Source organism: Amycolatopsis thermalba (assembly GCF_003385215.1).
Taxonomy (GTDB): domain Bacteria; phylum Actinomycetota; class Actinomycetes; order Mycobacteriales; family Pseudonocardiaceae; genus Amycolatopsis_E; species Amycolatopsis_E thermalba.
In genome coordinates this window covers 1-24,648 of sequence record NZ_PQHW01000054.1, presented here as the reverse complement: position 1 = coordinate 24,648, position 24,648 = coordinate 1, and the positions used below count along the sequence as shown (strand labels likewise).

Below are 24,648 nucleotides of genomic sequence, written 5' to 3'. Positions count from 1 at the left end.
GTGACAACCACGACTCCGCCAAACGCGCGTTTCCTCGATGCGACTCAGTATAGTGTTGCATGGTTCTGGAAGAGACTGCAAGCTGACGAACTTGACATGAGCCCTCCGTACCAGAGAAATCCGGTTTGGCAGGTGCAACAGAAAGCATTCTTAATCGACTCAATAATCCACGGGTTCCCAGTACCTGAAATTTACCTTCAAACCAGCATTTCCGCAGAGGGTGACGAAATTCATACAATCGTTGACGGGCAGCAGCGAATACGTGCCTGCATGGAATTCATCGATGGACAGTATCCGCTAGGGGACGCCACACCCGAGTTGGAAGGACTATATTTCGACGACCTGGACGACGAAGTTCGAGCGCGCATCTTCCGCTACAAGTTCGTAATTCGGTCACTACCACACCTCTCGGAAACCGAGGTTCGCGAGATATTTGGCAGGTTGAATCGGAACAACTTTGCCCTCAATAAGCAGGAGTTGCGCCATTCAACCTACTGGGGCGGCTTTATCTCAGCAATGGAGGAATTTGCACAAGATCCTTTTTGGATCAAGTCGGGACTTTTCACAAGCAATGACGTGCGACGCATGCTTGACATCGAGTACATCAGCGAGATCGTCATAGCCGGCCTTTACGGGTTGCAGAACAAGAAGACGCGCCTCGACTACTTCTACGCAACCTACGAGTCAGAATTTCCAGACTATGAACATGCACGCCAAATATTCGACAAGGTGATTGCACAGGTTCTCGTGCTCCTTGAGTGGCCGAACACCACCCGATGGGGACGCAAAGTTGACTTCTACACCCTCTTTGCGGAACTTTGGAGAATCAATGAGCGGTTGCCGCTGAACCGGAAATACATTGGAAGCACCCGTAAGCGCCTCATCCAGTTGTCCGATGGAGTGAGCCGCACCCTTTCGCTCGAAACCCTCGAAGATGCAGAAGAAGATCCGGCGTTTATCATGTATGCACGCGGCGTGCGCAACTCCAGCGACCTGGGCAGCCGACGCCTTCGTTCATACGCACTTCGTCAGTACGTGTGGGGAGAGGAGGTGCCCACTTTCGAGAAGCCAAAAAGGGCACGGCGCAATCCACACCTGGCAAAGCTTCCAAGTTCGGAGGATCTGATGGAGGCAGCTCCGGACGATCAGGAGGACGAAGACGAGTGATGACGAACCTTCGATCAGGTCTCAATCCACGCTGAGTCGGAGCCAGGAGGCGTGCCACGATGAACGATCCCGCAGGTACCGAAAGGTGCCTACACGTGGCGCAGGCAGTTGCCGCTCCCCCAGATGGCTCCGACGTCGGCGCGGTGATCCGCTGGTACCGGCAGCACCGCAACCTCAGTCAGCAGGAAGCCGCCGCCCTGCTTAACACCACGCAGCCCTGGGTGTCGAAGGTCGAGAAGGGCAAGCTCGTGCCCGGCCTCGCCGAGTTGCGCTCGATCGCGACCAAGCTGCACATCCCGCCGGAACGGCTCGGCCACCTGCCGGACCACTCGCGGACGCCAATCCCCAAGCCGGGGCGGGTCAGCGAGGCCGACGCCCCGCAAGAGAGCCAGGAGCATTGGAAGCTCGTGCAGCGTGAGCTGAACGCTAACCGCGCCCGGCTCGGCGACCTCGCGTCCGGAGCTGTACCCGCAGGCCCACCGCATCCCCGGCACGACCGTCCTGACCCAGCCGGGCTGGCTGCCCTCCGAGCCGGTCGAGCTGTCCGACATAGAGGTGTACTGGCTCGCAGAGGCCCTGCTCAAGCCCGCCATCACCGGCGGAAGCGAGCAGACCGAGGGCGTCCGCCCGCTGGCCGCGGACGGCGGCCGCTTCCGGCTGTACGCCCGCGCCGTGCGTGACCTCGCCCGGCCGAAGCTGCTGGACAACCGCGTTAGCTACCGACTCGCCGAGGTCGACTGGACCGGCGACAAGGGCCGCCTCGGGTTTCGACGTGCTGGAAGTCTGCGAGGCCGCGGCGCACGAGTTCGTGTTCGACCGGCTCTACGCCGGCATGGTCGAAGTCAACGAGGAAGGCGCCGCCGCCAGCACTGGTGCGGGCCCAGCCCACTGTCGGCATCCCGTTCAGCACCGAGTCGCGCGAGTGGCTGAAGTCGGAACCGCTGTCGCCGATCTCGCGTGTCGGCATCGAGCTGGCCTGGCAGCACCGCAACAAGCTCCTGGCAAGCTGAGTACGTGCGTCCTCGTCACCGGCGCCGCAGGAAGCGTTAAACTCAAGATCACGCCAGGTCGTAGTAGCTACTCGCCGGTCGATTCTGCAGCTGGGTGAGGCACCCCGTGCACAGCACGCCTCCGCTGCCGACGGCATTTCGACCACACTTGAAGCACAACGGCCCCTCGGGCAGAACCTGGTCATGGACCGGGTTCGCGCAATACGTACTCGTCAACGCGGGCTTTCCCCGGCCTTGTGAGCTGGCAGGACTGTAATCACCGCTCTCGCCCGTAAGCTCCTGATATAGCGCTCGCGCCTCAAGATCGACCAAGTGCACGTCACCACGGCCAACGCGAAGCGGGACGATCTTCTCCGCGGGAAGCAGCTCAGCCACATCGTCGACGGTGAGGCCGAACCACGGCTGCCGCTTCGGATGGTAGCTCCCGCACGGTCGCTTCGGGCGTCTTGGAGTGCCGGCCGGACAGACACCACCGAAGTTGTGCAAGTTGCAGACCTCCGCGACGAACTTGCTGGCACCGAGCGCGGTGGCGGACCGGCGGGGCGGCATCGAGCTCCAGGGCATCTCGTTGCAGCCGAGTGTCGGCACCTTGTGGAACCACGGTGGGGTGTGGTCGGAGTCGAGGAACCACACTGGCAGCCATCCCGCTCGAAACGATCGCGTTGTTCGCGCTTTGGCCTGACGAGTGGGTAACGCTGAGTGTTGCACTTCAACGCCAGTCAGACGGGGGCCTTCGATCGCGACGTCGAGAACCGTGCCAGCTCCAGTTCGGTACTCCTGGGAAACCCGATAGCCGGCGTCCTCCGCGGCCCGTTGCCAGTAGTCCTTCTGCCGCCGATGTTCGTCCGACTCACGCTCGATTGCATGGACTTCGGCGCACCGGCTGCCGGGAAAGTGGGCAGCAAAGTATCGGTCGTTGCGCCGCTTCACGAACATCTCAGCGCCTTCACCGTCCCCTGACGCCTGCTGGCACAGCAGCACTCGGTCACCTCGGCTGATCTGGCCGTGCATAGAACTGATGAGGGTGTAATCCCGCTCGTTGAGCTTGGCCAGATCGAGCAGGCGATTTTCGTGGGTGAACAGCACGAAAGTCGACATCGAGACCTCCCTGAGGATCAGGGTACGAGACAAGACCGACAGATACGCGGAAGTCACCCGCCGGTACGTCGAACACGAACTGAAGCTGTAGTCGCAGAACATCGAACTGCTCCAAGTTGGGGAACGAAGCACCACTCGCCTACCGACGCCGGCACCGGAGAGTCACCGCTCACGTCCACTCGCCCGGCAAGCCCGGCACCGTAGGCTGCCACCCGTGGCTGAGGAACGTGGGTCGTGGGAGACGTTTGGTGAGCGGCTGGTCTACGACAACAAGTGGGTCAAGGTCGGGTTGACGGATGTCCGGGCGCCGAATGGGGAGCGCTGGGACTACCACGTCGTCCACCTGGCCCGGATCGCGATCGCGCTGATCGTGAACGACCGGGACGAGGCGCTGATGCTCTGGCGCTACCGCTTCGCCACCGAGCAGTGGGGCTACGAACTGCTCGGCGGCATGGTCGACGACGGTGAGGACGCAGCGATCACCGCGGCGCGGGAGGCGGCCGAGGAGAGCGGCTGGGAGCCGGTCGGCGAGCCGGAGCACCTGATCAGCTTCGAGCCCCTGCCCGGGCAGGTGACCGCGCCGATCGACGTCTACCTGTGGCGAGAGGCGCGGCACGTCGGCGACCCGACCGACACCGAGGAGGTCGGCCGCATCGAGTGGGTGCCGCTCTCGCGGGTCACCGAGCTGGCACAGCGGCAGCAGCTGCTGGGCTCCGGGACTCTGGTCTCGCTGCTCTACTACATGGCCTTGCGCCGGGGCTGATCAGCCGGGGAGGATCAGCCCCTGCAGCCGGCGCAGGTGCCGGTCGGACTTGATCTGCTGCCCGAGGCGGCGCGCTTCGCGGGCGTAGCGGAGCGCGCCGTCGCGGTCCTGCGCCGCGGCGTGGGCGAAAGCGAGGTCCACGAGCATCCCCACCTTCGCCCGGACAAACGTCGCCGGGAGTCGCGGAAGCGCTTGAGTCAAGTGGTCGATGGCGTCAGGATCTCCGAGGCGCGCGAGCGCGTTGCCTCGCCAGCGGTCGAGGTGTGATCCGCCGAGGAACAGGAACGGCAGGGCGGCGTCGACGGGGTCGCTCGGCAACAGGACGTCGGCGGCGTCGAAGGCGGCCAGCGCTTCGTCGCGCCGGCCGACGACCGCCAAGCCCTCGCCGTGCGCGGCGGACAGCCAGGCCTGCAGCAGCGGCGGGACCACGCCATCTCCCAGCGCACGGGCGTGTTCGAGCTGCTCGGCAGCCTGCACGGTCTCGCCGAGATCGATCAGCACGAACGCCTGCTCCGCTGTCGCGTGTGCGAGCGCTGCCTGGTCGCCCGCTTCGCGGGCGGCGGCTTTGGCTCGTTCGTAGTGGTCCCAGGCCTGGACGATGGCGTTGCGGTCGAGGGCGACCCAGCCGGCCAGGGTCGAGGCCTCGGTGAGGACCCTCGAGAGTGCCTCACGGTGGCCTCGGACGGTGCTGTAGCCGAGGAGCCGCTCGAGCTGCTTGATGTGGCTGCGTAGCTGGTCGAGGAGCACGACCCCGCCGTACTGGCGGTCGACGTGCCGGGCGTCGTCGACCTGCCGGCGGAACCGCTCGATGGTCTCCGCATCGACACTGCGCGCGGCCGCCAGCCGGGCTCGCAGCTCGAGCGCTTCCCCGTCGTCGGCCTCGGGTGGGAAGCCCAGCTCCTCGTTGGTCCGGCCGTAGACGTCCCGGAACAGGCGCTGGTACGGCTCGCTGACGGCCGAGTGCCCGTTCTCCCACTCCGACAACTTCGTCTTCAGGCTGCCCTCGGACATGATCGGCATGCCGAGCTGATCGGCGCGTTGACGCATCCGCCGGATGACGTCGGCCGCCTTGTATCCGAGGCTCTTGCGAACCGCCTGAAGCTTTGTCGCCGGCATCAGTCAAATCGCTCCGGATAACCGCGCTGACCTGCAAGGTTAATTCGAGTTAATGGCGTCCGCGTTAACCGCAGCCACCTGCGCGAATAGCTTCCGCTGCCGTTTCCTTGAGGCATGGAAAACACCTCAGGCGCCCCGATCACGACGATCGCGCATCAGTGCGGCGACGTTCGCGGTGAGCGAGGCGAGCTGCTCGCTGATCGTGTCCAGCCGGTCTTCGATCGTTCCGAGCCGGCTGATGATCTGGTCGAGCGGCTCGTCGCCGGTCTCACCAGGGGCGAGTGGCTTGCGCCCGCGCAGGATCGCGTTGAGGTGACCGGGATGCCACCCGAGCGCGAGGGACAGCGCTTCGAGGGTGCGGGCGCTGCGCTTCCGCTCGACGGTGTGGTGCTGGATCTCCCGCACGATGGCCTGGGAGACGTGAGACCGCTCGGCGAGTTCTCGCTGTTTCCACCCGAGCTCGGTCACGCGCTCGTTGATGGCCTTCGAGACCGCCACCCAATTCTCCGTCACCTATTCCTCCGTGCTCCGCCTCGGAGCCGAGGTTAGCGCCTGATCGCTTTACGCGGCGCAAGTAGCACATTGCGTCGCCAATTCGGATCCACCACACGCCACTACGAGCTGATATCAGCCCATATTTCCGCCGAAATCACTTGAAGGAATCCTCCATGTGTACCTCTATGCCCAATGAAGGCCGCCCCGCCTTCTACACCGTCAAAGAAGCGGCCCGGATCCTCCGGGTCGACGCGGCCACCCTCTATCGCGCCATCCGGGACGACGCGTTCCCCGCTGTCCGGGTCCGGAGCCGTTACGTCGTGCCGGCCGCGGCCCTGGACAAGCTGATCGCCGAGGCCGCCGAGACCGGAGGTTGTGTCGATGTGGCCCGGATGGCCGCCGAGCGGCGCACGGCTCGCGCCATCGAGCGGCTGACCGGGGGTGCGTCATGACCCCCGACGACTACGCCGCCATCGCCAAGCGCCTGGACCGCTTCGCCCCCGTTCCAGACGAGGTTCTCGCCGACATCGTGACCCACGAGGGCCTGTGCTTCTGGGTGTTCGACCGCGACGAGATGCCGGATCTGTCCGGCGAGACCGAGCCCGACCGCGAACTCGCGGCCTGGTCGTGCGCGGGCTGCCCGGTCGTGAACTCGTGCCTCGAACTGGAACTCCGTGTCGCCGGCGAGCACACCGTCGGCGTTTGGGGCGGTCTTGCCGACACCGACCGCCGAAAGGTGCACCGCTTCTGGCAGTGGCGACGTCAGCACCCGCAGGGAGGCGCCCGATGAACGTCGACCTCACGACTTCCCAGATGGTCGTCGGTGCAGGTGGCATTCTGCTCCTCCTGATGGTCTGGCGCTCCGGCGCGCGCCGCGCCCGCAAGGCCGCCGAACGGGCACGGGACGGCGCCCGGGTTGTGTCACTGGCCGGTCGAGTGTTGTTGATGACCGCCGGCCTGGGCGGCATCCAGTGGCTGGTGTTCACGCACTCCACCGACACCACGCTGCGGCTGGTCGCGCTGGCGCTGCCGGACCTCATCGCCGCCTACGTCCTCACTCGCGCGTTGACCGTCACCGACCTCGGCACCAGGCGCTCGCGAGGTGATCGGCGATGAACCAGACGGCCCGTCAGAACCGGGTGGCCGCCCCGCGGCGGCCACCCGCCGACCTCACCCGTGCCCAGCGCCTCGCCCGAGACGCAGCGGAGGCGGCGGAGGTTCGTGCCTATCAGACGCACCCGGACGTCATCGCTCTGCAGGTCGAGCGGGTCCGCAAGCAGGTCGACCGGCTGTGCTGGACAGGCATCGCGCTGGGCCTCGCGTTCACGATGGCCAACGTTCAGCACTTCGCGGCCGCCGGGTCGGCCCCGTGGTCCACGCCGTGGCTGATCGCCTGGCTGCTCGACCCCACCGTGTCCCTGGTGCTGCTGGCAATCCTGCGCGCCGAGCAGGTCACCTCGCGATATCAGGTCCGGACCGGCCGCTGGGTCCGGTGCGCGAAGTGGCTCACGCTCGCCGCGACCTACGTCATGAACACCTGGTCGTCGTACGCGGCAGGATCGGTGTCCGCGGTGGTCCTGCATTCGGTGCCACCGCTGGTGGTGTTCGCCGCCGCCGAAGCAGTCACCGACCTACGCGACAAGCTCACTGAAGCCGCGTCAGTGGCGTTCACGGAGGCAAGCGAGCGGCGCCCCCGCACCGTTCACAAGCCGTCCTCCGCGCCGCGTCCGAAACGGACTTCGAGCACGCACCGGAAGTCCTTTGACGACTATCTCGAGCAGGCCCAAGCAGCGTGGACACCCGACGTGACGATCAGTCCGGCATGGATCCGGGAGGTGACGGGCTGTTCGCGCGGCCTGTCGCCCCGGCTCGCCAACGCTCTGGCTCGTGAGGTGCGGCCATGAACGATCAGCAGCGTTCACAAGCGGTCGAGAAGGCCGAGCCCGTGTACGACGCCGAACTGGTCGACGACACGCTGCCCCAACCGCGGCCGCGTTCACGGTGGCATCGGCTCAGGCGCTGGTGGCTGATCTCGCCACGGGTCCCCGCGACACTCAAGTCCAAGGCGCAGGCCCGTCAAGCGCTGAAAGATCTGATCGTCGCCCTGCTGAAGTCCCCTTGGCGCTACGTGGGCGCCGTCGTTCGAGGTTCCATCGCTGGCCTGCGGTGGTGGCGGCGGTGGGTCACGGTGCGCGAGTACCGGGAAGCCGCTGAGCACCAGGAGAAGCTGGCGGACAAGTTCATCGAGATCCGCGCGCTGACTCTCTTCCGCTGGCGCGTGACCGGGGCGGTGATCGCCACCGCGATGCTGGCCGGCTTGGCGGTCATGCTGATCTGGGGTCCGCGTCCGCTCTGGCTCACGATGGCTGCCGGCTCTGTGGGGCTCGCGGTCCTCGGCCGGAGGACGGAGGGCAGCCCTGGTCGCAAACCAGCGCTTGCCGGTCCGCGGACCCTGACCTGGACGATGGATCCGCAGGTTCTGGTCGACGCCTTCCGCGACGCCAAGCTGATCGGCAAGGACGAGATGCTGCGTCTGGTCGAGCGGGCCACCCGGGTCGGCGACGGCTGGGCCGTCACGGTCGACCTTCCCGCCACTCGCAAGGCTGCCGACGTGATCAAGAATCGAGAGGCGCTCGCGTCGGCGCTGGCAGTGGACGAGGTCCAGCTGATCGTCGAACGTGTCCGCGGCAACGGTGGGCACGCGGGCCGGGTGGCACTGTGGGTCGCCGACGGGGACCCCTACGCCGCCCCTCCTCTGCGCACACCGCTGCTGCAAGTGGAGCGGTGGGACGCCTGGCAGCCAGTCCCGTTCGGACGCGACGCCCGCAACCGGCGGATCGACCTGCCACTGGTGTGGACCTCGCTGCTGGTCGGAGCCATTCCTCGCCAGGGCAAGACGTTCGCCGCCCGCCTCGCCGCCGCCGGTCTGATCCTCGATCCGTGGACGCGCTTGTACATCGCGGACTTCAAAGCCGGCAAGGACTGGGACGCATCCGCCCAGGTTGCCCACCGGTTCATGTCCGGCGACGAGCCCGAGCACGTCCTCGCGCTCAAGGACTGGCTGGTCGAGCTGGTCGGCGAGGTTCAGGGTCGGTACCGGCGGATGCGGCAGCTCGACGACGAGATCTGCCCCGAATCCAAGATCACCCCGGCGATCTCCCGCGACCCCGCGCTCGACATGCCGGTCACCGCGATCTTCATCGACGAGGTTCAGGTCCCGCTGGAGGATCGCACCCCGGTTGACGTGCAGGGCAAGAAGCTCACCGCCGGCGAGTACGTCGGCGAACTGTTGACGTGGCTGGCGAAGAAGGGACCTGCCGCGGGCATCGTGCTGGTCCTGGCCACCCAGCGGCCGGACTCGAAAACTATCCCATCCGGGCTGCGTGCCGTCCTCGGCTCTCGCTTCGCCCTGCGGGTCATGGACTGGCGGGACAGCAACATCGTGCTCGGCGAACAAATGAACACCCGAGGCTACGACAGCAGCAGGCTGCTCCCCTCGCACAAAGGTGTCGGGATCCTGCGACCCGACGGCGAAACGCAGTCCTCTGGAGACACCCTGGCCATGACCGTTCGCACCTACTACATGCCGAACGAGGACTGGCAGGCCATCTGCCGCCGGGGCAGGACGCTGCGTGAACAGGCCGGCACGTTGACGGGTCACGCTGCGGGACAGGACGCGGTCCCGGTCCTCGACCACGCGGGCGTAGCCCGCGCGATCGGAGGCGCGCAGCCCCGGCCGCAAGCCGAGTTGCCCGAGCCCCTCGCCGCCGTCGTCGAGTACCTCGGTCGCGATCTGGACGAGCGCGACTTCGTCCCGACGGCCGAACTGGTCGAGGCACTGGACGTGGAACCGACTGCGTTCGGGCGCCAGATGGGCGAGCTCGGGTGCCGGCCGGAACGAGGACGGGTCACGGATGACAGCGGGACCGTCCGGCAGGTCCGCGGCTACACCACTCGCGCGATCCGCGCGGCAATCGAGTCGTGGAACGAGAACACCTGACCCGTCTCACCCGTCCCGGCAACCCGTCACGGCGTCACACCGCTCGTGACGGGTTGCCACCTCCATTGACCTGCTCGAACTGTCCATGTGACGGCTGTGACGGCACCTGCCCAACCTCGTCACCACGAACAGAATCCTGCCGACCCTCGCGGAGAACAGCCTCGCCCCGAGAACCTGTCACGAACGTCCCCTTCGACGGGACGGTCACGACCAGACCACGCTCGCGAAGCAGCTCGGTGGCATGCCGGGCGGTGCCCAGCGACACGCCGCACATCTGAGCGAACCGCCGCTCCGAGGGCAGCGGAGCCTCCGGCGGGAGCCGCCCGGCCTCGATCAACCGGGCGACGTAGTCCGCCAACTGCTGATACAGGTACCCGGGCGGACAAGCTGCTGGGTCGAACGGCTGGAGCTCAACCATCTCGGTTGCCCTCGTGGTCAGCCTTGCGATCCGGTCCGGCAACCAGCTCGAGGACGGAAGCGAGCTGAGTGGAGAATGACTCCAGTCGCGACTCGATCGCCGCCAGCCTCGCCAAGATCCCCGGGCCGAGCTGGTCCAACCCCGGGCTCTCGGCTCCTGGAGCCTGCACCAGGCACTCCTCGCATGGCATGCCGGCGATCTGATCCAGCAACTCCAGCTCGCCCGGCCCGAAACGTGCTCCACAGCAGGCACGCAAGTAGGCAGGACTCCCTGGTTCCTGCGGCATCGGAATCAAGTGCGCCACCCGCTCGCGTTCTCCCACCGAACCCGCGACCGGCCTCGCCAAGAGCAACTCAGTGGGCATGTCCACCTCCCCTCCAACAACTCCCTTTGAGCTGATTGATTCGTCGACTCGGTATCGGCTCGATCAGGAGAAACAGCTGTGTCAAACTCGATATCAGCTTGCCATCAGCTGATCGGCGGCGAGGTGCCATCAGGAGGCCACTAGCGGGCCATATCGCGCCAAGGCGCAGCAGGGAGGACGGGATGAGAGCCAATCGAGAACCGGCTCGGACGGTGCTCGAACGGAAGATCCGAGAACGCGGCGAGACGCTGACGGAGTTCCTCGACTACGCGAGCCGGTTCGCGAGGCGAACGGGCGAGAGCGGCACCCTCAGCGAGCGCAACCTCAAGCGGCTGATCAGCGGTCGCAAAAGCGATGGATCGCCGATCGGCCTCCCCCGGCCGGCGACCGCCCGGCTGCTCGAACGGATCTTCGACCTCCCCATCGAACAGCTGCTGTCACCACCCGACGAGACTCAGCTTCCCCACGCAGGCACCGAAGACGAACTTCGGCATCGCCTCCGATCGTCCAGCCGGGTCGACCCCCAGGTGATCGCCATTCTCAAACGGCAGCTCGACGAAATCCGCCGGCTCGACCGCCAGCTCGGCGTAATCGTGGTCCGCGACGAGGTGAGTATCAAGGTCGGCCAGGTCGCTCGGCTGCTCACCCACAGCCTGTCACCACGCACACGACAGCAACTCGCCGGCCTACTGGCCGAGCTCTGCACCCTCCTCGGCTGGCAGACACTCGACGCCGGGAACCCCGACCAGGCCTGGCGACACTACGAACAGGCCAAAACCGCAGCCCTGGAGTCGAACGATCCCCAGCGGCTCGCACACGCATCAGCCGAGCAAGCCTTCGCACTGCTGGACATCGGCGAGACCGAGGCTGCCGTCGAAGCCCTCACCGCTGCGCGACGCACAGCCGAGCACAGCGCAAGCCGCCACCTCCGTGCCTGGCTCGCAGCCGCACATGGGGAAGCCTTGGCTCACGGTTCCGATCGCTCCCGGGCCCTTCGAGCGTTCGACCAAGCCGCGACACTCCTGCCGCCAAGCGACAACGAACCCGCGGAACCGTACCTCGCCCTCAACGAAATCCACCTCACCCGATGGCGCGGTCACGCTCTCGCGCAGATGGGGGAACCCGAAGCGGTCGCGGTTCTCACCTCGGCGCTCGACGGGCTGGATCCCGCGTTCACCCGAGCCGAAGCCAGCCTCCGCGTCGACCTCGTCATCGCTCTGCTGAAGCAGGAGGAACGCGAGGAGGCTGCTCAACACCTCGAAACAGCCGCTGCCATGGCGGAGAGCGTCGGCTCACGACGCCAAGTCCGCAGAATCCGCAAGGTCCAACTACCCCATGCTCCACACCACACCCCTGCAACCCTCTAACCACAACAAACATAGAAGTGAGCCCACAAGTCCACCTCGGCAACAGCCCCCGCATCGCAAAGCAGCGCGAGGACGCCACACAATATCGCAACGAAATTGATCCGCTCGCGGACGAAGCTACCGCAACTCGTAACCTGCAATAAGATGCGGACGCTCGTTCAGTAGAACCTCCAGACGGGCGTCATTCCATATTTCAATGATCGGCCGCATGCCACTAGAATTGTGGCGCTCAACCCACGCCACAGCATCCGACGTAAACCGGCCACTAGTCGCTATGACAAGAACATCGAAGGGTGGATTTTGCCAGTGGCTTAGACTCACAATACTTTGATTGACGTCCACTGCACGAACAGGCCGACCGAGCCAGTGCTTGCACTGTATAGCAACCCTTTGCGCGGTGTGGCCGCTTAACGGATCACGCCGAAGACGGATCGCACTCACATCGCGACCGTGATCAGGGGCATTCGTGTGCATGAGCCAATCGACGTTCTCGTAACCCTCAGCCTCAGTCAACAACTGAAAGATGAGGCGTTCAAAAGTATCCGCATTGATCTTCTTCCAAGCAAGTTCGAGACCCACTCGCCGCATCGGAAGATCTATAGGAGAGTAGGCCATAGGATCCTCAAGCTTCAACGCACGCGAAAATAAGATATGAGAGAGCGTCGACAGCGGCAATCGAGAATCCCGACGGTATACACTCACATCCCACCCCTGAGCATAGGCACGTTCCACATCGGCTGATATTCGCGTTATTGCACTATTTGCCGCCTGCTTTGCCGGAACTCCGTCCCTCATTTTGTAAGCAGCACTATCCCTCGCTGCTCTCCAAATGAAATAGTAAACCTGTCCGATCGAGTACCACCGCAGGGCATGCCGGAGGACGTCATCCGTCTTCCGACCCGGCGTGAAATTGAGCCCATGACGCTGTAGCATGTATACCAAATACGCCTTGCATTCCGATACAGCCAGGTCAAACCAGAAACTAGAGAACTGCTCGACCCAATGATCCGGCCAGCTCTCGCGCGACAGCAACGGCGACAGGTTTGCAAGGTATTGCTTCACTCGATTTCCAAGGCTCCCACTTCCTGACATATAGTAGGAAGCGAGCGCTGGATAGTAGGAATCGCTGAGAGTTCCGTCCTTATTCCAGACGAAGGAATCAAGCGGCGAACACGGGTGAACTTGTACAAGTCGCTGATCAACCAGTAACTCTAGTAGCTTGAAGTCGTAGTCTGGTGTCGGGGTAAGCCGATCGACGCGATCGACGGTAGGAATAGAGATTCCGGCAGATATCTCCTCAGCGTCTTCAAAGAGCGCCGCCAAAGCGAACGCCGCAGGCAAGTCAAGGCTGTCCACTCGCGGCGCCAAACCATCCTCTTCTACGGCGAATTTACTGTTGACCGCAGCTCTCTTGACAGCATCGATTCGCTCGCGTTCTTCTTCTTGAACACGCTTCTCCCTCTCGACGCATGCCCCACAGCGACCAGACCAGAAGCGAACACCGGAAGTCCACTCGGCGCGAGATCGATACGTGAATCCCTGACCGCACTCACTGCAACAACGACTCGCGGAACGGGCAACACAAGAATCGGCCACAAATTTGCTAACCCTTGAAGCAGGCATGCCAAAGCGCTCGCCCACAGCCTTAACAGTGTACGCAAACGACCCGTCCTCGTTTGTGAGCCAATACATCGAGCATATCTGACCCACCTCCGCGTCCTCGGAGTTGACCTCGAGCTCAAACTCCGACACAAACCCCTCCAAAACGCTTCGCTTAGCCGATTATTCCTGACGGGCCGGCCTGCCGGCCACACGCGCAGGCTGACCAGGATCCCACAGAGGGCACAGTTTATCACCCGGCAGCCTAACAACCGCCAGAGGCCGGCGCATTTTGCATGCCAAACGTTTTAGGGTTAACTACCCGTTCAGGGACGCTGACTCCGTGGTCGACGATCATGAGGCGAGGGAGACGTTCGGCGAGCGGTTCATCTACGATAACAAGCGACTCAACATTGAGTTGCTGAGTCGCAGGAGTCGCTCGGCCAAACGCTGGGAATACAGCGGCAACATCGGGAGTTGGTTGTTGATCGCGCTGATCATGAATGCATCGAACGGGGCGCTGATACTGTAACGCTACCGCTTTCGTCACTGAAAGGAAGAATACTAGGCCGTAGCGTCTTCTCCCTCGCCGTTCAGCCAGGCAAACGCGTCCTCAACCGCCTTTTCGTCCACACCGAGAGTATCCAAGCTCAGGCGCATCAGCGCGTGGAGCTGATCCACCCAGGATCTCGCAAACTCGACGTTGCCCCCGGGGTTGAGGGAGAAACTCGGTATAACATGGCCGCCGTGAAGCACGTTGCGACAACGCTCCATTGCATGGGTCTCTACAGACCACCACTCGGAGTGCGAAACCCCACTGGCGATGGAGTAGGCCTGGCGGTAGAGGTCTATCAGGCCACACTCCTCCGCCATCGTACGGATGGATTTACCCGGAACGAAGGAATCTCTTGTGTCCACTACGCGATGATCAAGGGTCTTGTCGTTGTGGCTTAGCCGGTCCAGCTCCTTCGCGGCCTCTTCGAATCCAGGTCCTCTCGCCTCAGCCGGTGTCTCATCCAAGATCCGCCGGTATAATTTGGCCTTGCCTGCGCCATAGTCCTGGAACGTGTGGTAAATCGCCACATCTTGCTCGGCCATCCACTGGAGGTAGATGCGCACCTCGACGAGGCCTCGGACAATGTGGGCACCGTGTTCCATACACCACAGGTCCGGAGCTCCGAGAGCGGTGATGACGTCGCGCCCAACACGCGCGACGAGCCCGGAGTGAACCTCCTGTTGCTCGCGATCGTAAAGGCGAGCCGGTGAGGCTTCGAGTGCCTCTACGTAGCTGGCGAACAGGTCCATGGCTAGCCTGCGGAGGTAGGCCCCGCTGTCGGGCAGCGTTCCTGGCGCTGCTGCATCAACATCGCGTGCTTCATCGGTCGGCAAGTCCTCGTTCGGCTCTGCTCCGCCGGACGCGGGTTCCTGAGCTCGCAAGCAGCGCGTCGTGATCGAGTTCGTTTTCCAGAACATCTTGGCCCACTCGATCGCGTCCGCGTAGTGGCTTTCGTTCTCGTGCAGGAGCGCCCCTTTACGCGCGCCCCAGGCCGCCCGCACCACCGAGTCTGCCATCGCCCTCGTATCAGGGTCGTTGGGGTACGGCTTCAGTAAGTCGATCGTCCTGTCATCGGCGGAGAAAATCCCTGTTTGCACCGCGCTCCAGATGAACAGGCATTTGATCACAGCTTCGCGATGCCCGTCGGTCAGCGCTTCGAAAACGGCACGCGTGAGAAGATCAACTTCGTTTGTGCCGGGAGGAGCGACCTTGCGGCTCGTGAGCCATTCGGCGGGACACCGTGGGTACGACGACAGGGCATTGACCACCGGCTCCGGCAGGAGCCCACGTTCCTCAGCCCGGGCCTTCACGACCGCCTTCGCCTGTGGCACCCGGCTGACAAGTCGGTCGAGGCTCGTCAGCCTGCCGTCCAGACAGTCCGCCACGAACTGCTTCCCGGCGAGCCCGGAAAGATCTTCCTGCACGTCCTTCTGCCACCGTACGAAGCGAACACCTCCGGTGGTCCCGAGATGAGCCAACGTCAACGCCGGCCAGAGCAAATCCGGCAGGTCCTCCCGGACCCAGTCTGCGGTGTGAAACACGCCGGTGGCCATGAGCGGCGACCTGTAGGTCCGACCCTTTCGGACGTGTCCTTCAAGAGGACCGGACTTCTCGGTGGGTGGAGGAATTCTCACCGACACACAATAGCCTTTTACTGCGTACAAGGCAGTGGCGGCCAGCGCTCCTTGTCGGGCTCCGGGACACCGCTCCGCACGATGACCCGCCGCGGCCGGCGGCGTGCACCGTCCCGAGGACGGTGCACGCCGCCGGCCGCGGCACCGCAACATGCTGCTGCCCGGAGGAGCGCAGCGGCGACTCTGAGCCCGCCATCCGGCACACTGGGCGCGCCGAGCATCGCTGGCACCTATCGTAGCTGCGGGACCACAGCAGCCGGTTGATCAGCACCGACAGCCTCAGCTGTTCGGGACGAAGCACGTCATAAAGGGCATGTCGTCGGCTCGCCAAACGGTTTTAGGAGCGTAGGTCAGAATATCGGAATCCACCGCAGCTGAGCGTTCTGCCGCCGCAGTGCTTCCAGCTCCGCATGCTTTGACCCCGCGACCCGCTCATACCGGTCCTGCGGGGTGCGGCCTCGGCCCTGCGTGATCCACCGGCGCACCCCTAACCCAAGATCGAATTCGGCCACAACCTGAGAAGACGTACGATCACCGCCCGACACAAGTCCACAATTTTAGCTTTGAGCTCCGCCGAGGCCGCCCACGCTTCCTCTAACCCGAGGGCACCATCATGAATGCCCTCCCCGGGAACGATCGGTGTACACCACCACGGGACAAGGGGCAGGTCCAGCCCGACCTGCTCCTATGACCGATATCGCATGTTCCGGCGCGCCGGACATTGATTTGCTCGGTACACACTCAGGGAGGTATTTGTTACCCACCCTGAGCGACAAGACCTTCGTATCAGGTGAATTACAGCTCATCCAAGTCGATGTCGAAGCCCGAGCCATCATCGTAAGCGACTAGGGTCCAAAGCGACTTGGCGGCGCTCCAAACGATTCGAACCGCTGACCAGTCCACCTTGGAGCCAGTCAGGGTCAAAGTCACGACAGCGTTAGCCGACTTGATTCGGCCCGTCGGTTCTGTATCAGCGACGTCAGCAATCATCGCCGTCACCAAGGGTGACTGCGCGTGGATCTCGATGTGGCAACCGCTACCACCGACGGTCTCACCAACCCGATCGAGCACAGCCGACACCCAAGAGCCGCCGGACTCACGCTCACTCAACTGAAGGTCACACCCCTGCTCAAGCGCCGCTGCCACTAGGGCGTCGAGTCCTCCTGCCGCGTCACTTTCACCAAAATCACAGTACAGCCTTACTTGATAAGCCATGCCGCCCTCCGGTCATGGTACGTACCTGACCACGTCGATGTTGAAACCATACTGCTCACGAAGCCACGCGTCTTTCGCCTGCTGCTCAGCACTATACACAGAGCCGCCAGTCTTAGCTTCGACATACCCGAGTAGCTTGCCTTCACTGTCCCAAACGCCCAGGTCGAAAACGCGATCACCATAGGGTGTTTTGAACGTTAACGCAGCCCGATTTTCTGCGTCCGTCATCACGGTCCGTCCTCGCTCACGCAGAAAGGCCGCAACATCATCGCGGAATCCGTCACCGACAGCTTTGTTGAGCAGGATTTGCGCTTCCGGACCTTCAAGGTCCCGAATTACGCCCTTTGCATCAACAACGAATCGTATACAATTCGCGTTGTGGACTAGGACTGAAACGGGGCCGGCGAAAACGAAGTAGCTGTGCAGGTCCTCGACTGTCAAATTATAGACCTTGGAAACCGCTTGGCGACTAGCAACGCTTACCACCACCGGATGTTGCCCGGCAGCATCGTTTAGGACGTCACCCTTTCGAAGCGCGGAAATCTCCGTCCAAGTGCGCGAGTTTTCGACCCAAAGGGGATGATTCCCGGTCGCTTCTAGAACACCAACTGCACCGCCGTCGGCAGACGAAACCGAGACCGAAGCCAGGTCTTTCAACCCTTCACCGGTGATAACGTTGGTGACAACATGGTTTTCCAAGTTCCCAGACACTGGGTCGGCGGCCCGAACTGAATCTCCGATCTCAACCTGGTCGATTCTTTTTCGCGATCCATCCCCGAGTAGCACGGGGGTTTCGGGGGCGAAGCTGTTGGCACAGGAAGCACCGGTACCCAGGATGAGGTCTCTGGCGCGTTTAATTAACTGCTGGGCACTGTGGACTTCTTCCAGGAAGTGCTCGAGACCGGTCAGCACCCGCCATAAAGCACGCCCGACCTCGAAAGCCTTGGTGAACGCCAAACCGAGCGAGGCTATGTCGATGGCGCCCATAAGGCAGTTCGCAAGATTGGGATCGTTGACGCAGGACCGGATGCCTCCGATGAACAGATCGACCAGGATCTGCCCGCCGTTCTCAATGATCCAGTCGATCAGGCTCTTGTTGGCAAGGTCGAGCGCGTGGTGATACTGATCGACCAGATCTTGTCCGCCGGCTGCGCGGAGTGCCGCATCGTCTTCGGCACTGGGTGTGCCGGCGTGGTCGCCCTCGGCCCCACGCCTCTGTGCCTCTTCTTGACGAGCCTTCTCTGCGGCGATGTGCTCTGCATCCGCTGCAGCGGCGGCCGCAGCTGCGGCATCATCACCGGCTGCAATGGCCGCTGCTCGTGCCTGTCGAGCATAGTCCTGAGCAGTTGTCGCGGCGGTTCTCGCCCGAGATGCGGCTGACCGCGCCTTCGTGGCCGAGCTCGCCGCTGCTTTTGCGGACTGCTGTGCGTTATCCGCAGCGGTACGGGCCTGCCGTGCCGATTCTGCGGCCTGGTTCGCCGATTGCTGCGCCTGATCGGCGGATTGCCGTGCCTGTTCGGCGTAGATCTGCGCCTGATCGGCCTGGTTCCGCGCTTCGGTGGCGGCCTGCGTCGCTTCATCGGCAGCGTTTCGTGCGCGGGCAGCGGCCTCGGTGGCCAAGGCGGCGTTGGCGCGTGCGGTCGCGGCGATGCTGGCAGCTTCGGTGACGTAGCGGTGGACGTCTGCGTTGTGTATCGCGGTGTCGATGTCGCGTTGTTGCGCCTTGTACTGCTCGGTCTGCAGGAAGTTCTCAAGGTAGGAGGCCGGGCCGGACAACGCTGCCTGGGCTGCCGCCTGGACTTCGGGTCCGCCGGTGGAGAGGGCCTGAGTGACGGCGATCCGGTTGTCGTGTTCGGCCGCGATGTACTGCCCCGTCCGCAAGAATTCCGCGAGGTCGTCCGCCGTTCCGTCCAGCGCCGCGTTCGCCGCCTCCCTAGTAGCTGGGCCACCATTGTTGAGGATCAGCTGGACGGCGAGGCGGTCGTCATCGGCCTTACCCGGATAGGCCCTGGTCCGCAGGAATTCCTTGACATCGTCGTAGGGGCCGGCGAACGCGTCCAGCGCAGCCTGTTTGAACCGATCGTTGTCCGAGGTGTCGGCTAGTGTGATGACGCTGGTGCGGTCGTCCTGCTCGGTGGCGACGGCCAGGCCGGATCGCAGGAACTGCCAGAGCGCGGGTTCGTCCCCGGACAGCGCAGCCGCCGCCGCGGACTTCGTCCACGGGCCCCCGGTGTCCAGCAGGTTGACAGCGGCTTTGCGGATGTCGGTGATCGCAACGGCCGGGTCGGTGCCCGGCTGTGCGGCCTCGTCGAGCAGTCGCTGGGTTTCGGCGTCGCGTTTGGCTGCTTCGCCAGCTTCCCATTCTGCCGCAGCCTTGCGCGCATCCTCGTCCGCCTTGGCCTGTTCGGCGTCTGCGACGGCTTGGTCTTCCTCGGCCTGCAGACGGTCAGCGTCGGCTTGACGCGACACAGCCTCGACGTTCGCAGCCTGGTTGGCCGCCGTGCTCGCTACATCGGCGGAGGCTCTGGCCTGCGCCGCGTAGTTGGCCGCCGCTTCGGCGTCCTTCTGCGCTTCGTCGGCTGCGGCCGCAGCCGCATCGGCAGCCGCCGCCGCGGCATCGGCGTGGCCGGCAGCCGCGTTAGCAGCGTCCCGCGCTTCCCGCGCAGCGATACCGGCTTGTGTGGCGAGGTTTTCGGCGGCGCTCGCAGCGCGATTGGCACGCGTGGCGGCGGCTCGCGCAGTCGCGGCGGCGTGTTCGGCCTTGGTGGCATCGGCGCCAGCGGCGCGGGCGTACCCAGCAGCGTCCGTCGCAGCCGTGGCGGCTGCATTCGCGTTGTCGCTCGCGCTGCGTGCCGCTCCCGCGGCACGGCCAGAGGCGTCTGCTGCTTGTCCTGCGGCGTTGGCTGCGTCGGCGGCCGCTCGCGCGCCGGCGGCGACGTTGCGCGCATCGACAGCCGCTTGCCGCGCCTCGGAAGCGTGGGCACCGTCCGCCGCGGCGGCGGAGGCAGCGGAATAGGCTCGAGAACACGCTTGCTCCGCCAAGGACGCCGCAGTGGCCGCCTGCGCAGCGGCGTTGGCGGCAACCCTCGCCGCCCGATTGGCCTCGGACGCGGCAGTGATCGCGGTCTTCGACGCTTCCGCAGCACCATGTGCAGCATCCGCAGCCCGGGCAGCAGCACCCGCGGCCTGAACAGAAGAGTCCTTCGCCGCCAGCGTTTCCGCCGCGGCACGCTCCGCGGCTTCCCTGGCCCGCTGCGCCGCAGCGATAGCCCGGTCAGCAGCGTCCTGGGCCTGTTTGGTCTGCTCTGCCGCCCTCGCCCCGGCGTCGCGGGCCAGATCGGCCAGATGCGCGACGGTGGCGACTTCCTGATCGCGTTCCGCGGCCAAGGCATACCCGGTGTCGAGGAAGGCTTGGATGTCCTCGATCGTCCCGTCCAGCGCCCGCTGCGCGGCCGCCTGCACCTCTGGGCCGCCAGTGGTCAGCAACTGGGTGACCCTGATGCGGTCGTCGTCGTTCTGCGCCTGTTGCCGTCCTGCGTCCAGGAACGCCTGCACGTCCGCGGGTGTGCCGTCGAGCGCCTTCTGGCCCGCTTCCTGGACGTGTGGTCCGCCAGTGGTGATGTAGCGGCTGACCTGTACCCGGTTGTCGTCGATCCAGGGCTGCTGCCAGCCCGACTCCAGGAACCGACGCACGTCGGCTGCCGTGCCGTCCAACGCCGCCTGCGCCGCCCGCCGTAGGCCGGGACCGCCGAACGTCAGTAGCTGACTGACCTTGATCCGGTCGTCATGCTCGGCCCAACCGCTTGCCCGGTCGCCAGGAAGGTATGAACCTCTTCGTCCGAACCGGTGAGGGCCGCCGCCGCGGCTTCCTTCATCGCCGGACCACCGCTCTGCCACAGCGCGACAACCTGCGCTCGCTCGCTCGGTGCCGGCGTGTCGGCCACCGCTCCAGCAGGCACGGTCAAACCCGTCACGATCATCGTGACGGCCATCGTGACCGCGATCGCGAGTCTCGATCTGCCCGCGCTCCACCTTCTGGATCTCATCCCGCCCAGACCTCCCACGCGCCACGGATTGCATGCCGAAAGAGGACACAAAGGCTCACCCGGACGTGAAGGCAAACAGCCCTTTCTGGGCTACCGAAGCCAGATCCTCCCCCAATCAGAACCGAAAACTTAGCAGCAGCACATGAGTGCCAGAAGCGAGCATTTGGGTGTGATCACGATCACTGTTATGACTACTCCGAACGCCGCACCTCCACGTCGGTAAACCCTTGACCATGCAAGGGAGACCTGATTAAGTGCGACGCACTGCGTCCGCTTCGGGGGGGGCCGGACGCCTCATCATTCTCCCGTTCTGCATTTAGGGGAACTCATGCGCTTTCGTGCGCGGTTTATTGCCATCGCCGCTGTCGGAATTCCTGCTTTGTCCTTCTTTGGCGTTTCGTCGGCCGGGCAAACCGCCGATGGTGACGATCCTCCGCCGTCCATCGTCGAAGACTTCTCCTATCCAGGCGCGGCCAAGATCCTGCAAGACCGGGCTCTCACGCTGATCAGCGGCGACGGGCACATCGTGCTCGTCGACTGCACGAGTCAGACCGGGCTGCTGCAGGTGCACGCCTACAACTCCGCTGACCACAGCAGCGATCCTGGCCACTACTGCTTCAAGGTCACCGGCGCCAGTGGCTACCTGCGCATGAACGTGCCCTACGCCTACCAGATCCGCGGCGACAACCACACAGTCCAGGCCGACATCACCATCAACGGGCAAAGCAGCACCGTCCCGATTGCCAAGAACAGCTGGACCGGGATCGGGGAAGGCGCCGGGACCGACCCGGCCACCCTGCTTGAACTCCGCGCCTCGTCCTGACCGTGCCCGGCCTGACCTTGGAGACACCTCGATGCCCGTGCTATCCCGAAGACACCTCCGCCCCGCGGTGATTGCGGTAACCGCGATCGCCGCGCTGTCCGCGCCCGCAGCCAGTGCTGTCACCGGCGCGGCCACAACCTCTCCGTTCGTCGTCAAGCTGACCAACTCCGCCGGGGCATGTAGCGGCGTCCTCGTGGACCCGCAGTGGATCCTCACATCCAGCACGTGCTTCCCGGACACGACCGGAACCGGTGCCCCCTCCCTGGACACCACCGCCATCATCGGCCGTAGCGACCTTGCCGGCACCGACGGCCACACCATCGCCATCACATCCGTGGTGCCACAGACCGGCCGCCCCGTCGTAATGGCTCGGCTCGCCTCCCCCGTCACCGACGTCACCACCGCCGCCATCTCCGGGACTGCGCCGCAGGGCGGGGACACCATCCAGGTCGCCGGCTACGGCCGCACCGCCACCGAATGGGTACCCAACCAACCCCATTCCGCCGCCGTGACCGTCGACGCCACAACAGCGACCACCCTTACCGTGAGCAGTTCCACCGGCCCCACCACCTGCAAGGGCGACGCCGGCGGTCCCGCCTTCCGCCAGAACAGCGGCCAATCCGAGCTGCTGGCGCTCAACCATGCGTCCTGGCAGGGCGGCTGCCTCGGCGAAACCGAAACCCGCACCAGCGCCACCGAAACCCGCGTCGACGACCTGCGCGACTCGCTCACAGCGCAGATGAGCAGCGCGATCCTGGCCCGCTACCTCGAACTCGGCGGAACCGCATCGTTCCTCGGCAACCCCTCCGGCGCCGAGTACGCCGTAGCCGACGGCACGGGGCAGGACTACGAGCACGGATCGATCTACTACTCGCCCGCCACCGGCGCCCACTACATCCAAGGTCCGATCCTCGAGCACTACCGCGCCCTCGGCGGGCCGGCCGCGCTCGGCTTCCCCACCACCGACGAGAACACCACACCCGACGGGATTGGCCGCTACAACCACTTCAACCTGCCCTCAGGTGCCTCCATCTACTGGTCACCGGCCACCGGTGCCCACGAGATCCAAGGCGCCATACGCGACAAGTGGGCAACGATGGGCTGGGAAACAAAGCTCGGCTACCCGACCACCGGCGAACTCGGCACCTCCGACGGCGCGCGCTACAACGACTTCAGCCACCCCGACGGCGCCTCCATCTACTGGACCTCCACCACCGGCGCCCACGAAATCCAAGGCTTGATCCGGGACAAGTGGCTGGCAATAGGTGCCGGGCCGCGATTGGGTTATCCAGTTACAGACGAGAGCATCACCCCGGACGGCGTCGGGCACTACAACCACTTCAGCCTTGCCGACGGCGCCTCCATCTACTGGACCCCCGCAACCGGCGCTCACTCGATCCAGGGCGCGATCCGGGACAGATGGGCCGCCCTGGGATGGGAAACCGGCCCGGGCTACCCCACCACCGACGAGTCGACCACTCCAGACACCATCGGCCGCTACAACCACTTCACCAACAACACCTCCATCTACTGGTCTCCAAGCACCGGGGCCCACGCTGTCGTTGGCACCATCCGCGACACCTGGGCCAGCCTCGGCTGGGAAACCAGCCGGCTCGGCTACCCCGCCAGCGACGAATACGGCATCGCCGGCGGTCGCCGCAGCGACTTCCAGCACGGCTACATCACCTGGAACGCCAGCAACAACACAACGCAGGTCATCTACACCTAGCGTTCGAGCCAGTGGCGGGTCCGCCGGGCTACCGGGGCACCCGCCACTTCTCGGGAGCCACCGAGGAGCAACGTGAAGAGCAGCCTCCGGCCCACTGGCGCCCGCCTCGACACCGGCGCGAGGACAGGGGCGGAAACGGTCACCAGCCCGCTCAGCGACTGGACATGACACGCCCAGGAGCACCACCGCAGATTCGCTAGCTACGAACCACCTGCCGCAGAGCACCGGCCAGATGCTGGGGGTGCGAGTTTGGGTGCGAAGCACAGTGCAACGACGCCTGAGCCGCACCCATCGCAGTACTTGCAGCAAGCATCGCCGCAGGTAGTCGCCCTGTGCCTCACCGGACGGATGCCTCATAATCCCTTGGCCGCGGGTTCGAGCCCCGCCCGGCCCACCGGTCCTGACCAGGCGTTATGTCTCGTTGCTTGATCATCTTGCTGCGTCTTGTCCATGACTCTGTCCATTGACGCGTTCCGCGACTCCGACCCACGCTTGCGTTCATGAGCGAGCCGACAACCAAGGGCGACAACCGCAAGCGCGGCAACATCCGCCAGCGCGGCAAGTCCCTTCAGGTCCGCGTCTACGCCGGCATCGACCCGGTGACCGGGCGGCAGAGCTACCTCACCGAGACGGTCAAGGGCACCGACAAGGCCGCACACCGCCACGCGCAGAAGGTCATGACGCGCTTGCAGGCTCAGGTCGACCGCCAGCGCCGCCCCGACTCCTCGGTCACGCTGTCCTACGCGATCGACGAGTGGCTCAAGACCGCGGACATCGAGGCCACCACCCGGCACGGGTACGTGGGCTACATCAACCGCACGATCAACCCCGCCCTCGGCGAGATCGCGGTCAACAAAATCACGGCCCGCGCCCTCGAAACCTTCTACGCCGAACTCCGCCGATGCCGCGTCCGCTGCGACGGCCGCCCCTACATCGAGCACAAGCTCGAGGGTGACCATGACTGCAAGGTCGCCAAGTGCACGCCGCACAAGTGCAGCGGCATGGCCAACTCCAGCGTCCGCCAGATCCACTCGATCATCAGCGGCGTCCTCAACGCCGCCGTCCGCTGGGAGTGGATCAGCACGAACCCGGCCCAGATCGCCCAGCGCCCGCGCCAGACAGGGGTCTATCCCGTGATCGGTGTTTCTGGCGGTTCGGTTAGTAGGTTTCGGCGGCCGGCCAGCGGTCACCGAAGGTGATGGCGAAGGCGTTGAGTACGGGTTTCCAGCGCATCGTCCATCGGGCGCG

General features: G+C 64.7%; 22 protein-coding genes. 13 read left to right on the top strand and 9 right to left on the bottom strand.

Features of this window, described 5'->3' with window-relative positions:
* Both D0D15_RS21030 and D0D15_RS37855 read left to right on the top strand, forming a co-directional pair.
* Positions 1-1,167 carry a DUF262 domain-containing protein gene (locus tag D0D15_RS21030; protein WP_158224436.1) on the top strand — a complete coding sequence of 389 codons (1,167 nt, stop codon included), beginning with the start codon at positions 1-3 and terminating at the stop codon, positions 1,165-1,167.
* 59 nt (positions 1,168-1,226) lie between these two features.
* Positions 1,227-1,847 (top strand): helix-turn-helix domain-containing protein, encoded by a 621-nt coding sequence (locus D0D15_RS37855; RefSeq protein WP_094005824.1) that lies wholly within the window; start codon positions 1,227-1,229, stop codon positions 1,845-1,847.
* Between the two features lie 378 nt (positions 1,848-2,225).
* On the opposite strand, the gene D0D15_RS21020 is transcribed toward D0D15_RS37855, so the two are convergent.
* A complete protein-coding gene (locus tag D0D15_RS21020) occupies positions 2,226-3,275 on the bottom strand; it encodes a competence protein CoiA family protein (protein ID WP_143266199.1) in 1,050 nt (349 codons plus the stop codon).
* Positions 3,276-3,489: 214 nt separating this feature from the next.
* Here D0D15_RS21020 and D0D15_RS21015 point away from each other — a divergent pair, with 214 nt between their 5' ends.
* Positions 3,490-4,038, top strand: a complete 549-nt coding sequence (locus tag D0D15_RS21015; protein WP_094005822.1) for an NUDIX domain-containing protein — start codon at positions 3,490-3,492, stop codon at positions 4,036-4,038.
* On the opposite strand, the gene D0D15_RS21010 is transcribed toward D0D15_RS21015, so the two are convergent.
* Positions 4,039-5,154, bottom strand: a complete 1,116-nt coding sequence (locus tag D0D15_RS21010) for an NsdA family TPR-like regulatory protein (RefSeq protein ID WP_094005821.1) — start codon at positions 5,152-5,154, stop codon at positions 4,039-4,041. It abuts the gene before it with no gap.
* A 126-nt stretch (positions 5,155-5,280) separates the two neighbouring features.
* Entirely contained in the window at positions 5,281-5,667 is a 387-nt protein-coding gene (locus tag D0D15_RS21005) for a helix-turn-helix domain-containing protein (protein ID WP_094005820.1), read from the bottom strand.
* A gap of 167 nt (positions 5,668-5,834) precedes the next feature.
* On the opposite strand from D0D15_RS21005, the gene D0D15_RS21000 reads away from it, so the two are divergent.
* Genes D0D15_RS21000 through D0D15_RS20980 form a run of 5 tightly spaced genes read left to right on the top strand, consistent with a single transcriptional unit; the run spans position 5,835 to position 9,649 of the window.
* Positions 5,835-6,101 carry a helix-turn-helix domain-containing protein gene (locus D0D15_RS21000; protein ID WP_244214976.1) on the top strand — a complete coding sequence of 89 codons (267 nt, stop codon included), beginning with the start codon at positions 5,835-5,837 and terminating at the stop codon, positions 6,099-6,101.
* Positions 6,098-6,439: a WhiB family transcriptional regulator gene (locus D0D15_RS20995; RefSeq protein ID WP_094005818.1), complete on the top strand. Its 342-nt coding sequence runs from the start codon at positions 6,098-6,100 to the stop codon at positions 6,437-6,439. The genes D0D15_RS21000 and D0D15_RS20995 overlap by 4 nt, the downstream gene beginning before the upstream one ends.
* On the top strand, positions 6,436-6,765 hold the full coding sequence (locus tag D0D15_RS20990; RefSeq protein ID WP_094005817.1) for a hypothetical protein: 330 nt from the start codon (positions 6,436-6,438) through the stop codon (positions 6,763-6,765). Before D0D15_RS20995 ends, D0D15_RS20990 begins: the two co-directional genes overlap by 4 nt.
* A complete protein-coding gene (locus tag D0D15_RS20985) occupies positions 6,762-7,553 on the top strand; it encodes a hypothetical protein (RefSeq protein ID WP_094005816.1) in 792 nt (263 codons plus the stop codon). Before D0D15_RS20990 ends, D0D15_RS20985 begins: the two co-directional genes overlap by 4 nt.
* Positions 7,550-9,649, top strand: a complete 2,100-nt coding sequence (locus tag D0D15_RS20980; RefSeq protein ID WP_094005815.1) for a cell division protein FtsK — start codon at positions 7,550-7,552, stop codon at positions 9,647-9,649. Before D0D15_RS20985 ends, D0D15_RS20980 begins: the two co-directional genes overlap by 4 nt.
* A gap of 34 nt (positions 9,650-9,683) precedes the next feature.
* Here D0D15_RS20980 and D0D15_RS20975 read toward each other — a convergent pair whose 3' ends face one another.
* A complete protein-coding gene (locus tag D0D15_RS20975) occupies positions 9,684-10,067 on the bottom strand; it encodes a GntR family transcriptional regulator (protein WP_094005814.1) in 384 nt (127 codons plus the stop codon).
* A 576-nt stretch (positions 10,068-10,643) separates the two neighbouring features.
* Between D0D15_RS20975 and D0D15_RS20965 the strand changes: the two genes are divergently transcribed.
* Positions 10,644-11,798: an NsdA family TPR-like regulatory protein gene (locus tag D0D15_RS20965; RefSeq protein WP_094005813.1), complete on the top strand. Its 1,155-nt coding sequence runs from the start codon at positions 10,644-10,646 to the stop codon at positions 11,796-11,798.
* A 117-nt stretch (positions 11,799-11,915) separates the two neighbouring features.
* Here the strand turns inward: D0D15_RS20965 and D0D15_RS20960 are convergent, their stop codons facing one another.
* The gene (locus tag D0D15_RS20960) at positions 11,916-13,154 is read right to left on the bottom strand and encodes a restriction endonuclease (RefSeq protein ID WP_158224434.1); all 1,239 of its coding nucleotides are present in this window, start codon (positions 13,152-13,154) and stop codon (positions 11,916-11,918) included.
* Between the two features lie 586 nt (positions 13,155-13,740).
* On the opposite strand from D0D15_RS20960, the gene D0D15_RS20955 reads away from it, so the two are divergent.
* Positions 13,741-13,929 (top strand): hypothetical protein, encoded by a 189-nt coding sequence (locus D0D15_RS20955; protein WP_094005811.1) that lies wholly within the window; start codon positions 13,741-13,743, stop codon positions 13,927-13,929.
* Between the two features lie 32 nt (positions 13,930-13,961).
* On the opposite strand, the gene D0D15_RS20950 is transcribed toward D0D15_RS20955, so the two are convergent.
* The 4 genes from D0D15_RS20950 to D0D15_RS37120 all read right to left on the bottom strand — a co-directional run bounded on the left by D0D15_RS20950 (position 13,962) and on the right by D0D15_RS37120 (position 20,794).
* Positions 13,962-15,506: a DUF5677 domain-containing protein gene (locus D0D15_RS20950; RefSeq protein ID WP_198958243.1), complete on the bottom strand. Its 1,545-nt coding sequence runs from the start codon at positions 15,504-15,506 to the stop codon at positions 13,962-13,964.
* 876 nt (positions 15,507-16,382) lie between these two features.
* Positions 16,383-16,802 (bottom strand): hypothetical protein, encoded by a 420-nt coding sequence (locus D0D15_RS20945; protein ID WP_143266197.1) that lies wholly within the window; start codon positions 16,800-16,802, stop codon positions 16,383-16,385.
* Positions 16,803-16,814: 12 nt separating this feature from the next.
* Complete coding sequence (locus tag D0D15_RS20940; RefSeq protein ID WP_233157290.1) at positions 16,815-20,516, bottom strand: polymorphic toxin-type HINT domain-containing protein; 3,702 nt, start codon at positions 20,514-20,516, stop codon at positions 16,815-16,817.
* A gap of 41 nt (positions 20,517-20,557) precedes the next feature.
* Positions 20,558-20,794 (bottom strand): ALF repeat-containing protein, encoded by a 237-nt coding sequence (locus D0D15_RS37120; RefSeq protein WP_158224433.1) that lies wholly within the window; start codon positions 20,792-20,794, stop codon positions 20,558-20,560.
* Between the two features lie 382 nt (positions 20,795-21,176).
* On the opposite strand from D0D15_RS37120, the gene D0D15_RS20930 reads away from it, so the two are divergent.
* The 3 genes from D0D15_RS20930 to D0D15_RS20920 all read left to right on the top strand — a co-directional run bounded on the left by D0D15_RS20930 (position 21,177) and on the right by D0D15_RS20920 (position 24,599).
* Positions 21,177-21,671: a hypothetical protein gene (locus tag D0D15_RS20930; RefSeq protein ID WP_094005806.1), complete on the top strand. Its 495-nt coding sequence runs from the start codon at positions 21,177-21,179 to the stop codon at positions 21,669-21,671.
* A gap of 67 nt (positions 21,672-21,738) precedes the next feature.
* The gene (locus D0D15_RS37995; protein WP_158224432.1) at positions 21,739-23,400 is read left to right on the top strand and encodes a trypsin-like serine protease; all 1,662 of its coding nucleotides are present in this window, start codon (positions 21,739-21,741) and stop codon (positions 23,398-23,400) included.
* Between the two features lie 500 nt (positions 23,401-23,900).
* The gene (locus D0D15_RS20920; RefSeq protein ID WP_115944677.1) at positions 23,901-24,599 is read left to right on the top strand and encodes a tyrosine-type recombinase/integrase; all 699 of its coding nucleotides are present in this window, start codon (positions 23,901-23,903) and stop codon (positions 24,597-24,599) included.
* Positions 24,600-24,648: the final 49 nt, after the last annotated feature.

Coding starts and splice junctions, on each gene's coding strand:
- D0D15_RS37855 (WP_094005824.1), top strand. CDS start 1,227: ATGAACGATCCCGCAGGTACCGAAAGGTGCCTACACGTGGCGCAGGCA.
- D0D15_RS21020 (WP_143266199.1), bottom strand. CDS start 3,275: ATGTCGACTTTCGTGCTGTTCACCCACGAAAATCGCCTGCTCGATCTG.
- D0D15_RS21010 (WP_094005821.1), bottom strand. CDS start 5,154: ATGCCGGCGACAAAGCTTCAGGCGGTTCGCAAGAGCCTCGGATACAAG.
- D0D15_RS21000 (WP_244214976.1), top strand. CDS start 5,835: ATGCCCAATGAAGGCCGCCCCGCCTTCTACACCGTCAAAGAAGCGGCC.
- D0D15_RS20995 (WP_094005818.1), top strand. CDS start 6,098: ATGACCCCCGACGACTACGCCGCCATCGCCAAGCGCCTGGACCGCTTC.
- D0D15_RS20990 (WP_094005817.1), top strand. CDS start 6,436: ATGAACGTCGACCTCACGACTTCCCAGATGGTCGTCGGTGCAGGTGGC.
- D0D15_RS20985 (WP_094005816.1), top strand. CDS start 6,762: ATGAACCAGACGGCCCGTCAGAACCGGGTGGCCGCCCCGCGGCGGCCA.
- D0D15_RS20980 (WP_094005815.1), top strand. CDS start 7,550: ATGAACGATCAGCAGCGTTCACAAGCGGTCGAGAAGGCCGAGCCCGTG.
- D0D15_RS20975 (WP_094005814.1), bottom strand. CDS start 10,067: ATGGTTGAGCTCCAGCCGTTCGACCCAGCAGCTTGTCCGCCCGGGTAC.
- D0D15_RS20950 (WP_198958243.1), bottom strand. CDS start 15,506: ATGGCCACCGGCGTGTTTCACACCGCAGACTGGGTCCGGGAGGACCTG.
- D0D15_RS20945 (WP_143266197.1), bottom strand. CDS start 16,802: ATGGCTTATCAAGTAAGGCTGTACTGTGATTTTGGTGAAAGTGACGCG.
- D0D15_RS37120 (WP_158224433.1), bottom strand. CDS start 20,794: ATGGCCGTCACGATGATCGTGACGGGTTTGACCGTGCCTGCTGGAGCG.
- D0D15_RS20930 (WP_094005806.1), top strand. CDS start 21,177: ATGCGCTTTCGTGCGCGGTTTATTGCCATCGCCGCTGTCGGAATTCCT.
- D0D15_RS20920 (WP_115944677.1), top strand. CDS start 23,901: ATGAGCGAGCCGACAACCAAGGGCGACAACCGCAAGCGCGGCAACATC.